Source organism: Flavobacterium nitrogenifigens (assembly GCF_003254565.1).
Classification (GTDB): Bacteria; Bacteroidota; Bacteroidia; order Flavobacteriales; family Flavobacteriaceae; genus Flavobacterium; species Flavobacterium nitrogenifigens.
Genome location: NZ_QJRI01000181.1, coordinates 147,202 through 160,438, shown reverse-complemented (window position 1 = coordinate 160,438; position 13,237 = coordinate 147,202). Strand labels below are relative to the sequence as shown.

Annotated in this window: 8 protein-coding genes; 5 read left to right on the top strand and 3 right to left on the bottom strand. The window is 34.5% G+C overall.

Features of this window, described 5'->3' with window-relative positions; translation table 11 throughout:
• The first annotated feature begins 71 nt into the window (after positions 1-71).
• The gene (locus DM397_RS20710; RefSeq protein WP_012023598.1) at positions 72-533 is read left to right on the top strand and encodes an Lrp/AsnC family transcriptional regulator; all 462 of its coding nucleotides are present in this window, start codon (positions 72-74) and stop codon (positions 531-533) included.
• A 98-nt stretch (positions 534-631) separates the two neighbouring features.
• Complete coding sequence (locus DM397_RS20705) at positions 632-1,978, top strand: deoxyguanosinetriphosphate triphosphohydrolase (RefSeq protein WP_111379631.1); 1,347 nt, start codon at positions 632-634, stop codon at positions 1,976-1,978.
• Positions 1,979-2,054: 76 nt separating this feature from the next.
• Here DM397_RS20705 and DM397_RS20700 read toward each other — a convergent pair whose 3' ends face one another.
• The 3 genes from DM397_RS20700 to DM397_RS20690 are packed head-to-tail and all read right to left on the bottom strand — an operon-like array spanning position 2,055 to position 5,573.
• Positions 2,055-3,056 (bottom strand): DUF3078 domain-containing protein, encoded by a 1,002-nt coding sequence (locus DM397_RS20700; RefSeq protein ID WP_111379391.1) that lies wholly within the window; start codon positions 3,054-3,056, stop codon positions 2,055-2,057.
• A 32-nt stretch (positions 3,057-3,088) separates the two neighbouring features.
• Positions 3,089-4,876 carry a 1-deoxy-D-xylulose-5-phosphate synthase gene (locus DM397_RS20695; RefSeq protein WP_111379390.1) on the bottom strand — a complete coding sequence of 596 codons (1,788 nt, stop codon included), beginning with the start codon at positions 4,874-4,876 and terminating at the stop codon, positions 3,089-3,091.
• 52 nt (positions 4,877-4,928) lie between these two features.
• Complete coding sequence (locus DM397_RS20690) at positions 4,929-5,573, bottom strand: hypothetical protein (RefSeq protein ID WP_111379388.1); 645 nt, start codon at positions 5,571-5,573, stop codon at positions 4,929-4,931.
• Between the two features lie 163 nt (positions 5,574-5,736).
• Between DM397_RS20690 and DM397_RS20685 the strand changes: the two genes are divergently transcribed.
• The 3 genes from DM397_RS20685 (at position 5,737) to DM397_RS20675 (ending at position 13,194) form a co-directional block, all read left to right on the top strand.
• The gene (locus DM397_RS20685) at positions 5,737-6,855 is read left to right on the top strand and encodes a Fic family protein (RefSeq protein ID WP_111379386.1); all 1,119 of its coding nucleotides are present in this window, start codon (positions 5,737-5,739) and stop codon (positions 6,853-6,855) included.
• 72 nt (positions 6,856-6,927) lie between these two features.
• On the top strand, positions 6,928-7,371 hold the full coding sequence (locus tag DM397_RS20680; RefSeq protein ID WP_111379385.1) for a nucleoside deaminase: 444 nt from the start codon (positions 6,928-6,930) through the stop codon (positions 7,369-7,371).
• 135 nt (positions 7,372-7,506) lie between these two features.
• Positions 7,507-13,194 (top strand): alpha-2-macroglobulin family protein, encoded by a 5,688-nt coding sequence (locus DM397_RS20675; protein ID WP_111379383.1) that lies wholly within the window; start codon positions 7,507-7,509, stop codon positions 13,192-13,194.
• Positions 13,195-13,237 lie beyond the last annotated feature (43 nt).

Here is a 13,237-nt window from a genome sequence, read left to right as displayed (position 1 = left end):
TAAAAGTATATTTTTAAAGATTTAATTACTTTTAAAATCTGTAAAATGAACTTATAGCAGTAAAAAAAACTATGGAAAATTTAGATAAAACCGATTTGTTGATCCTGAAATACCTTCAGGAAGATTGTAATATCAATACAAAAGACCTCGCCAGTAAATTATTTCTAACCGTAACTCCCGTTTATGAAAGAATTAAAAGACTAGAAAGAGATGGTTATATTACTAAATATGTTGCGCTTTTAGACAAGAAGAAAATGAATCGTGGAATGACTGTTTTTTGTAATGTGCGCTTAAAAGAACATGCCAAAAACGTGGGGAGCAATTTTGTAAAAGATATTGTGGCACTTCCAGAAATTATAGAATGTTATAACATTGCAGGTGATTATGATTTTATGCTCAAGATTTTGGTTCAGGATATGGCTAGTTATCAAGATTTTGTAATGAACAAATTATCAACCATAGAAAACATTGGAAATACCAACAGTATTTTTGTGATGGGAGAAATCAAACACAGTACTGCTTTAGAGTTTTAAAGGAGAAGAAATTCCTAAAATAAAACGTATTTTTGAAATCTAAAATCATCAATTTAGATCAAAAATCTAAAATCGTTAATCTACAATCTAAAATTAAAATGAACTGGGAACAACTTTTATCATTAAAACGTCAGGGAGATACAAGCAAAAGATTACGTGTAGAACAAGATGACACTCGTTTAGGATTTGAGGTAGATTATGACCGAATTATATTTTCTTCCGCTTTTAGAAGTTTACAAGATAAAACACAGGTTATTCCGCTTTCTAAGACAGATTTCGTACACACGCGTTTAACGCACAGTTTGGAAGTTTCTGTTGTAGGGCGTTCGCTTGGGCGCTTGGTTGGAAAAAAGATTATTGAAAAATATCCTTATCTAAAAGAAGTTCACGGTTATCATATGAACGATTTTGGAGCTATTGTAGCTGCGGCTTCACTGGCGCACGATATTGGAAATCCGCCTTTTGGGCACTCTGGAGAAAAAGCGATTGGCGAATATTTTTCTATCGGAAACGGTCAGAAATATAGAAACCAGCTTACTGACAAACAATGGCAGGATTTGATTGATTTTGAAGGAAATGCTAACGGATTTTCAGTTCTTACAGCAAGCCGCCCTGGAATTGAAGGCGGACTTCGTATTTCGTATGCAACTTTAGGAGCTTTTATGAAATACCCAAAAGAAAGCCTTCCGAAAAAGCCAACAAATAATATTTCCGATAAAAAATACGGATTCTTTCAGTCCGATAAACTATTCTTTGAAGAAGTGGCCAAAGATATGGGAATGATCGCCAATAAATCTGGGGATGATATTGGTTTCGAAAGACATCCATTGGCTTATTTGGTAGAAGCCGCAGATGATATTTGTTACACTATTATTGACTTTGAAGACGGGATTAATTTAGGTCTAGTTTCTGAAGATTTTGCTTTAGAATATTTGATTAATCTTGTAAAAGACAATATCGGGGTTTCTAAATACAAATCATTAACTACAAAAGAAGACCGTATTAGTTATTTACGAGCTTTGGCAATTGGTACTTTAATTAATGATGCCGTAAATGTTTTTGTTGAAAATGAAGAAGCAATTTTGGCAGGAAATTTTCCTTTTGCATTAACAGATAAAAGTAAATATAAAGCACAGATGAACGATATTATCAAACTTAGCGTTGATAAAATCTACCAAAGCCGCGAAGTGATTGAGAAAGAAATTGTGGGTTACCAAATCATTCAAACATTATTGGATAAATTCATAACGGCATTCAATAATAAATATGAAGGAACGGCTTCAAACTATGATAAACTCATTTTGAAAATGCTGCCAGAGAAACATCATTTGGATAAAACCAATCTTTATGAACGTTTACTGCATATCTGCCATTACGTTTCTCTTCTTACGGATGGTAACGCTCTAGAATTGTATGAAACAATTCAAGGACAGAAAAAGCGCTAAATAGATTCTTGTTTCAAATAAAAAATGCCTCTTTCATGAATTTTGAAAGAGGCATTTTTAAATTCTTAATTTTATTTTATTGAAAAGCATAAACTAGACCAACTCCGAGAACTTGTCTTAATTGCATTCTAGGTCCGTCATTTACTTGAGTTGTTGCTCCTGTAGCTGGATCCACAACATCTTTTTTGGTTTTAATATCGTCGTCATAAATTAAGTGAACCCCAATATTAGCTTTTACGTAAGCGTTAACAACAAGGTCAAGACGTGTGTCATAATCGATATCGACATTTCCGAATTTGTTTAAGTAATCTGTATATAAGCTTAGTCTATTTTCGTAAAAGACGTTTTTATAGATTTCATTTTTCATATAAGCTGTAAACAATATACCAAATTCAGCTTTTACTTTTTGACCTCCCTCAATTAATATCTGCTGTGTAGGATCCAAAGGGTCTGGCGCATAAACTGCCTTTTTAACCCCGAAAGAACCTTGGTCTGCAAGATATTGATCAAGTACTAAGGTGGTTTTTAATGTAATAGGAGAGAAGTAAAATACCCTGTTTTTTTCTTTGTTTGAATTCTCTGCTCCGGCTCCCAGAAAGATATAAGCTGGTGCGAAAGGTTTAGAAATGGCAACATCACGGTTTGGGTAATTATAACCATTGGTAAATTGTGTGTTGAAATTTAATTTAGAAGAGTAATACCAGTTTGAAGCAGTATCTTTTCTGAAACCATAGGTTGAGTTGAACTGAAAGGCATCATCTGTTTTTCTTAACTCGATTCCGTCTTGTTTATTTAAACCATATTTTACAATAAGCTCGTTTACCCATTTATGATTTTTCTTTGTGTAGGTTCTTCCAAATTCACCTTTAAATAAACCTGAAATCGAACTTGTTCCCCCGGCGCTCCAGTTTACAAAAGCGATCTCCGAAATGTCAAAACCAATCTGATTCTTTCTGCTCCAGTTGGACGGCGGTTTAGGTGCTTGATTAGGACTTAAAGTGGTTTGTATAATCTGGGCAAAGTTATTAGAAGTACACAAAAGCAATAATAGCAAAAGAGTAGAACGCAATAATTTCATTAGGTAAATTTTTTTTTGGTATCGCAAAATAATTATTTTGAACCATTAGAAAAAAGATTTATTAAACTTTTAACGTCAATTTTACACAATTGTTGCAGTTGATTTACGGTTCCATGCTCGATAAATTCGTCGGGAACACCTAAAATTTCAATAGAATTTTTGAAATTGTTTGATGCTGCAAACTCTAAAATTGCACTTCCAAAACCACCATTTTTAACCCCTTCTTCGATGGTAATAATACGGTCGAAAGTTGAAAAAATTATTTTTAAAGTATTGATGTCTAGTGGTTTAATAAAGCTAAAATTATAGTGGGCGATTTCGTTAGAATTGGTAGATTCTTTTAAAGCCTCTATAACATTATTTCCAATTGTTCCGGCCGATAGCACAGCAACTTTCGTACCATCTTTCAAGCATTTTGCCTTGTTCCAATTTATTTTTTCGTAATGTCCGAAATTTTCTACTTCCCAATTTGGCAGGACTCCGCGGCCTCTTGGATATCGAATAGCAATAGGATGATCTATTCCTAATTGAACTGTATATAAAATGTTTTGAAGTTCAATTTCGTTCAACGGAGCATAGATTATCATATTCGGAATCGAACGCAGATAGGCAATGTCAAAAACACCATGATGCGTTGCGCCGTCTTCGCCGACTAACCCTGCGCGGTCTAGACAAAAAATTACAGGTAAATTTTGCAGTGCCACATCATGAATTACCTGATCGTAGGCACGCTGTAAAAATGTGGAGTAAATGTTACAATATACAATCATACCCTGTGTTGCCATTCCTGCTGCGAGCGTTACGGCATGCTGTTCGGCAATTCCAACATCAAAAGCACGTTCTGGGAATTCGTCCATCATAAATTTTAATGAACTTCCAGATGGCATTGCGGGTGTGATCCCGATTATTTTTTCGTTCTTTTTGGCTAAATCTAAAATAGTCAAGCCAAAAACATCTTGATATTTTGGAGGAAGATTTTCTTCCGATTTTAAATGAATTTCTCCAGTTGAAGCATCAAATTTTCCAGGCGCATGATATTTCACTTGATTTTCTTCGGCTTGCTGTAAACCTTTTCCTTTTGTAGTTACAATATGCAGAAATTTAGGCCCTTTAATCTTTTTAAGACGTTTTAATTCTTTGATTAATTTAGGAAGATCATGACCGTCTATTGGTCCTGAATAATCAAAATTCAAAGATTTAATGATATTATTCTGTCGCGGATTTTTACCGTTTTTAACCGAAGTAAGGTATTTTTTCAAAGCACCAACACTCGGATCAATTCCAATCGCATTATCGTTTAGAATAACCAAAATATTGGCATCTGTAACTCCAGCATGGTTTAAACCTTCAAAAGCCATTCCGCTCGCAATAGAAGCGTCGCCAATTACTGCGATATGTTCTTTATCAAAATTGCCTTTTAATTTAGAAGCAATAGCCATTCCGAGTGCTGCAGAAATAGAAGTAGAAGAATGTCCAACGCCAAAAGTATCGTAAACACTTTCACTTCTTTTTGGAAAACCAGAAACTCCTCCAATTTGTCTATTAGTATGAAAAATTTCTCTTCTTTCGGTCAAGATTTTGTGCCCGTATGCCTGATGTCCAACATCCCAAACCAATAAATCATCTGGAGTATTAAAAACATAATGCAAAGCAATTGTAAGTTCTACAACGCCCAAACTAGCTCCCAAATGCCCTTCTTTTACAGAAACAATATCAATAATAAACTGACGCAATTCTTGAGCAACTTGAGCAAGCTGTTCTTCTTTTAGAAGACGCAAATCGGCAGGATTGTATATTTTGGAAAGTAAATCGCTTTTCATTGTAAGGTAAAAAGCAAATTTACGGTTTTAAATTTAATTTTCCCCCAGAGTCTTATTTCAATAAAATAGGCACAGAATATTGCATTCTAACTTTTTTTCCATTTGATTCTCCAGGCTGCCATTTTGGACACAAACTTAAAACCCTGATAATTTCTTTTTGCAGTGGCTCTTCAACTGCTGGCGAACATTCAAGAAATGAAACACTTCCGTTTTTTTCAACAGCAAATGCAAGAGTGAAATTAAGTTTCCAATAACTTATGCCTTCTGGCTTTTTGTATTCTTTCATAAAGAAGTTATGAAATTGTTCTATTCCGCCTGGGAATTCGGCATTTGTATTTGAAATAGGTTTTAGAGATGGCGCTGAATCGTCTTTTTTTATTTTATCCGTTTTTGACGTTTTGTTTTCTGAAACTTTTTCCTGTATTATTGGTATTGCGTTTTTAAGTTCTACTGGATTAATTTTTGTTGATGGAGCATCAGCAGTCTGGCTCTCACTGTTTTTATCTATTGAGATTTCTTTAGAAACTTTATGCTCTTTGTAGGTAGTATCTTTTGCAGTTTGAGAGTTTTGAACTTTCTGATTTTTATCTTCTTTATTTTGACAGCTGAATAAAATTGTTCCTACAACTGTGATTAATGCGGGTAAAAATAATCTGTAATAATGTGTTTGAGCAATTATTTTATAATTTCTTTCCATAGTCTAATATCATGATTTAAATGTAAGAAAAAATAAATAGTAAAGCATTATTTTGAATTTATCTTGGTTTTACGGGGAGATGTTTTATTAAATGAGGCAATTATTTGAGTTAATTGCCTCAAAAAATCGTTATATTTGAGGCAATTAATTTTTTTAATGCCTCATGAAATACAATTGGCAATTACCAGACTGGCAAAATTTTAAATATAATGATGCTGTTATAGAGTCATTATGTATCGATTTGGCATTGGAAACAGGTGAACTTAAAGGGCTTGTTAATTCACTCTCTGCCGAAATTCAGCAGGAAACTATTTTACAGTTTATGATCTCAGAAGCAATCAAAACTTCTGAAATAGAAGGAGAATTTTTCAGCAGACAAGATATAATGTCTTCCATTAAGAAAAATATGGGATTGGGGGATGTTTTTGATAAAATAAGAGATAAAAACGCACAGGGAATTGGGAAGCTAATGGTAATGATTAGAAACTCTTATTCTGATAAATTGACAGAACTATCTATAAAACAATGGCATTACGGCTTAATGGAATATTCAAGAAATGTTAATCCTGGTGAATATAGAAAAGGAACAGAACCAATGCAAATTATTTCAGGAAGTTATGGAAAAGAAATAGTTCACTTTGAAGCACCACCATCTACTCAGGTTCCTGACGAGATGAAAAAGTTTATTGAATGGTATAATGATTTCAAAGTAAAACCAACTGATATAAAAAAAGCTTTAATTAAAACTTCGATTTCTCATTTGTATTTTGAAAGTATTCATCCTTTTGAAGACGGAAATGGAAGAATAGGTAGAGCCATTGCTGAAAAATGCCTTTCAGAATCTTTAAATAGACCTGTTTTAATGAGTATTTCAAGTACGATTGAACAGAGTAAAAAAAAGTATTATCAATCTCTAAAAGAAGCGCAACGAACTCTCGAAATTACAGATTGGATTCTTTATTTTTCTGGTTTGATTTTAGAATCTCAAAAATCGGCAAAACAAATAGTCCTTTTTACATTAAATAAAAGCAGATTTTTGGATCAGTTCAAACATAAAATGAATGAACGACAAACAAAAGCTGTATTGAAAATGTTTGACTACGGTATTTCTGGATTTGTAGGCGGAATGACGGCATTAAAATATATTTCGATTACTAAAACGTCAAGAGCAACTGCTACAAGAGATTTACAGGATCTAGCTGATAAGGATATTTTGATTCCAAAAGGACAAGGTAGGAATCGAGCGTATGATTTGAACTTGACGGGAAAAAACGATATTTGAAAAAATATATTTCATTTACCCTTTCTCTTTTAAACAAGACAAAAATTATTTCAAAAGTGTATTTTTGCAATTATGGAAAATCCTTTTACTGACGAATATTTTATGAAGAAAGCTTTGCAGGAAGCAGAAGAAGCCTATTTAAAAGGTGAAATTCCTGTTGGAGCTGTTGTAGTTGTAGCTGATAAAGTTATTGCACGAAGTCATAATTTGACAGAATTATTAAATGATGTAACAGCTCATGCCGAAATGCAGTCTATTACTGCAGCAGCAAACTTTCTTGGCGGAAAATATTTAAAAGACTGTACGCTTTATGTAACGCTTGAACCTTGCCAAATGTGCGCAGGAGCTTTATACTGGAGTCAGATTTCGAAAATTGTTTTTGGCGCACGCGACGAACAGCGCGGATTTATTAATATGGGAACTAAACTTCACCCAAAAACGACTGTTGTTTCTGGCGTAATGGCAAATGAAGCAGCCGATTTGATGAAACGTTTTTTTCTTGAAAGACGTAAATAAGCTCTAGATACCTTGTAGGATAGTTTATAATCTTCAACAAAAGTTAAATAATCATTATTAGAGAATTTTCCTCTTAAAGATCCAGAAAATATTTTACTTTTATACTAGTTTATTAACCAATAACTCTAGTTAAAAGTGAAAGCAAAAGGACTGTTTCTCGTATTTTTTGTGTTTTTTATTTTTCAATCTTGCGGCAGAAAATCAGCTGCCGATTTCAATTCAGATTTTTCATTATTCAAAGATTACATTACCAGTTTTACTGGCGGTATTGTCTCTTCGGATTCTGATATCCGTGTGGTTTTGGCTTTCGATAAAAACGATTGGAAACCTAATCAGGAATTAGATGACGATTTGTTTGATATTTCGCCAAGTGTTCACGGAAAAGTCATAGCGCTTTCAACCAATACTTTAGCTTTTATTCCAGAGAAAAAACTCAAAATGGGAACAGAATATCAAGTTACTTTAAACTTAGATAAACTGACAGCAATTCCAAAAGAGAAAGAAAAAGAACTTTCGAAATTCAATTTTACAGTCAAAACGGTTAAACAGGATTTTACCATCAATACTGGCGATATTCAGTCGTATAGCAAAGAATATCAATACTTAAACTGTACGCTTAAAACAGCTGATAATATTGATTTGGAAACCGCAATTAAGCTGGTTCAAGCCAAACATAATGGAAACGATCTTAAGATTAAGTTTGATAAAAATGTATCTTCAGGAAAGGAATTTCATTTTATAATTGACAGCATTCAACGTCAATCAGAAGCTTCAAATCTAGAAATTATTTATGATGGAAATGATTTTGATATTGATCAAAAAGGACAGATCGATTTCCCGATTACAAGCATCAACGAATTTAAAGTTATTAAGGTTGAAGTTCCAGACGGAAACAATCAGCAGGTTTTAATTAATTTCTCTGAACCTTTAGAAAAAGGTCAAGATTTTGCAGGATTGGTTTCAATTCAAAACACTAATAATCTGAAGTTTTCGACCCAAGGAAATTTACTAAAAGTATATTTTACCAATCAAAATGCACCTAAAAAAGCAGAACCAGTAACGGTTGTTGCAGAAGAGTCTGTTGCAGTAGCGGTAGATTCAGCTGCTGTTGTGGTTGATTCTGCAGCAGTTGCAGTAGATTCTGCTGCAGCAGTTGTAGAAGAAGCCGTTGAATATGTGCCAGACGAAGAACCGGAACAGGTTGTAACGGGCGAATTATTATTGGAAGTCTTTCAGGGAATAGAAAGCCAATATGGTAAAAAATTAGAAAACAATTACAGCGAGAAAATCTCTTTTGATCAGATAAAACCAAATGTTCGTTTTATTAAAAACGGAACAATTCTGCCAAGTTCAAATAATTTAAAATTGAATTTTGAGGCTGTAAATCTGAGCGCGGTTGATGTAAAAGTATATAAGATTTACAAAAATAATATCCTTCAATTTCTTCAATACAACGAACTAAATGGCGGACAAAACCTGAAGAAAGTAGCGCAGCCAATTGCCAAAACAACTCTGAATTTAAGGGAAAGTACGCTCGTAAATCTTTCGAAATGGAATACGTATGCTTTAGATTTATCTAAAATCATTAAACCAGAACCTGGAGCGATTTACAGAGTTGAATTTGTGTATAAAAAGAAATATTCGCTTTATAAATGCGAAACTTCAGAAGGAAATGATGATGAAGCTGAGGAAGAAGAAGTGGATGAAAATGACGTAAATTACAGTGGAAACTCTTATGATGATTACTCTTACTATGATGATTATGATTGGAGAGAAAGTGAGGATCCTTGTACAGGTTCTTATTTCTACAATGCTAGAATTGCTACTAATATTTTAGCATCAGATTTAGGAGTTATTGCTAAAAGAGGTGAAAATAAATCGTATTTATTTGCTGTAAATAATATTGTTACAACTGAGCCAGTTTCAAACGCAAGAGTAGATTTATACAACTTCCAACAGCAAAAAATTGCAACAGAAGCAACTAGCAGTGAAGGTATTGCTTCTTTCCAATTGGACAAATTCGCTTATTTCGCTATTGTTACTTTAGGTGATCAATCGACTTATGTGAAATTAGATGACGGACTTTCATTGTCTGTAAGTAATTTTGATGTTGCCGGAGAGACTTTGCAAAAAGGTTTAAAAGGATTTATTTACGGAGAAAGAGGTGTTTGGCGTCCTGGAGATAATCTGTATCTGTCATTTATTTTGAACGATGCTGCGAATAAACTTCCGAAATCACATCCAATTAAATTCAGATTAAATGATCCGAATGGGAAAACAGTTTATCAAACCGTTCAAAAAACGAACGATTTAAACCATTATGCTTTTATAGTTCCAACAAACCAAGATGCGCCTACAGGAAATTGGGAAGCTATGGTAAGTGTTGGTGGCGCTAAATTCTATAAGAGTATTAAGATTGAAACCATCAAGCCGAATCGTTTAAAAATCAAAAATACCTTTAGCAGAAAAACACTTTCGGCTTCGTATCCAAATACCGATAATCTTGAAGTAACATGGCTTCACGGTGCAATTGCTAAGAATTTGAATGTAGAAATGCAGGCTAAATTCTCACAGCAAGCGACCACTTTTAAAGGTTATGAAAAATATACTTTTGATGATTTAGCGCGTCAATTCAGCACAGAAGAAATCAATGTTTTCTCTGGGAAACTGAATGAAAGCGGAAAGGCTTCAGTGAATATTCAGCCAAGATTACAAGGTCAGGCACCAGGAATGCTTCGCGCTTCATTTATTACAAAAGTATACGAAGAAGGAGGAGATTTTAGTACAGATGTCATGTCAACAACTTATTCTCCGTATAAAACTTACGTTGGACTAAAAACGCCGGAACTGAACAAATACAGCATGCTTGAAACGAGAGCAAACAATCGTTTTGATGTGGTAACGGTTGATGAAAACGGAAGACCAAAATCAGTTCGTAATCTAGAAGTGAGAGTTTATAAAGTAGATTGGAGATGGTGGTGGGATTCATCAAGCGATAATTTATCAAATTATAACTCGTCGAATGCAACGACTTCATACAAAACATTTGTAATCAATACTGATTCAAGCGGAAAAGGAAGTTTCCAATTTGCTTTGACAGACGAAGAATGGGGGCGTTATTTAATTCGTGTTGAAGACGGTGAAAGCGGACATGCTGCTTCTTTAACTGTAAATATAGACTGGCCAATCTGGTCTGGAAAAACACGCAATAGAGATGCCTCAACAGCAAATATGTTAGTATTTTCTACCGATAAGAAGAACTATGCTGTTGGAGAAAAAGCGCAGATTTCTTTCCCTTCAAGTGAAGGCGGACGAGCTTTAATTTCTATCGAAAACGGTTCAAGAGTTGTGCAGACTATTTGGGCTGAAACTAAAAACGGAGAAACAAAAGTTGAAGTTCCGATTACAGGTGCTATGGCGCCAAATGTGTATTTTAATATTACATTATTGCAGCCTCATGCTTCTACGAAAAACGATTCTCCAATTCGTATGTACGGAATTGTGCCGATCGAAGTGGTAGATAAAAACACCATTTTGGCGCCAACTCTAAATATGCCAGACGTTTTAAGGCCAGAACAGCCGTTTACGGTTAAAGTAGGCGAGAAATCAGGTAAAGAAATGACGTATACAATTGCGGTTGTAGATGAAGGACTTTTGGATTTAACTCGTTTTAAAACACCAAATGCATGGGATAGTTTCTATGTTCGTGAAGCTTTAGGTGTAAAAACTTGGGATGTTTACGATGATGTAATAGGTGCTTATGGCGGAAAAATAAACCAGATTTTCAGTATTGGTGGTGATCAGGATTTAGGCGGAGGAAAAGCTAAAAAAGCCAATCGTTTTAAACCAGTTGTATTATACTATGGACCATTTAAATTAGGAAAAGGAGAAACAAAATCTCATGAATTAAAACTCCCTAAATACATTGGTTCAGTTAGAACAATGGTGGTTGCGGGAGATGCAAAAACAAGCGCTTACGGGAGTGTTGAGAAAGCAACACAGGTTAAGAGTCCGCTGATGGTATTGGCTTCGTTACCAAGAAAAATTTCGCCATCAGAAAAAGTGACATTGCCTGTAACGGTTTTTGCAACTGAAAACAAAATCAAAAATGTTTCAATTCAGGTTAAAACAAGTAACGGATTGAAAGTTATGGGAAGTGCCGTTCAAAGACTAAATTTTGCACAGCCTGATGAAAAAATGGCGTATTTTAATTTAGTAGTTGGCTCTGCGACAGGAATTGCAAAAGTTCAGGTAATTGCAACATCTGGAAGCGAGAAATCAGTTTATGATGTTGAAATCGACATGACAAATCCGAATCCAGTTACAAGTACATTTACTGATGTTGTTTTATCCCCAAATAGCACTAAAACAATCTCATGGAAAACATTTGGAATTGCAGGAAGTAATAAAGCAAGATTGGAAGTTTCGTCTATGCCGTCAATGAATTTGAATGGAAGATTGCAATTCTTGATTCAATATCCGCATGGATGTGTGGAGCAAACGACTTCATCTGTTTTCCCTCAATTGTATTTAGGAGATGTAGCCGATATTGATGCGAAACGTAAAGATCTGATTCAGAAAAATATAGCAGCTGGAATTGCAAGATTGGGTAATTTCCAGTTAACAAATGGTGGAATGCCTTACTGGCAAGGAAATGCAATTGCTGATGATTGGGGAACTTCTTATGCAGGACATTTCTTAATTGAAGCAGAGAAAAAAGGATATGTACTGCCAATTAATTTCAAATCAAAATGGTTGTCATACCAACAGAAAGAAGCAAAACAATGGCGTTTTGAACCTAAATACGGAAATGATTTAGCTCAAGCGTATCGTTTATATACTTTAGCTTTAGCAGGAAATGCCGATTTATCATCAATGAACAGATTGCGTGAAACAAAAGGTATTTCAAACGAAAGTATGCTTCGTCTGGCAGCGGCTTATGTTTTAGCTGGACAAAAATCGGCGGGACAAAGTTTATTCTTGAGAACAAGCATTGATGGAAGTTCAGACGGATACAGCTATTACTATTATGGTTCAAGCGAAAGAAACAGAGCAATGGCTTTGGAAACGATGCTTTTATTAGATCAAAAACAAAAAGCATTTGTAACAGCGACAAAATTGGCCAAAGAAATGTCAGCAAATCAATGGATGAGTACGCAGACAACAGCTTATTGCTTGTATGCGATGTCGAAATTTGCAGTAAGCAATGGTCCAAAAGGAATCAATATTCAGTTTAGTAAAAACGGAAAAGGAGAGACGATAAATACAGGTAAATCGGTTGCTGATCGCAGTTTGTCTGTTGCTTCTGGAACAAACAGTATTACACTGAAAAACAATAAAGCCAATACGGTTTATGTTCGTGTATTGAACACAGGAATATTGCCTATCGGACAAGAAAATGCTGTTCAGAGTGATGTTACGGCTTCTATTGTCTTTAAAAACAGAAAAGGAAGCGTAATTAATGTTTCAAGAATCAATCAGGGAACTGAATTTGTTGCTGAGGTTACGATTAAAAACCAAAGAGGAGAAAGTGTTCAAAATGTGGCATTGTCTCAAATTCTGCCTTCTGGATTCGAAATTGTAAATACTCGTTTCACAGATTATGGAGACGCCGTAAACAACATCGCAGATTATATTGACATTCGTGACGATAGGACTAATTTCTACTTCGGAATGAAGGCTAGAGAAACCAAAGTTTTCCGAATTCTGCTAAACGCATCATACTTAGGAAACTATTATTTACCTGGATTACAATGCGAAGCCATGTATGATAATACTTTCTTGGCAAGAACAAAAGGATTCTGGGTTGAGGTTGTGAAGTAAAATTGTTAGCCACGAATTCACGAATTAATTTGTTATAATTTAA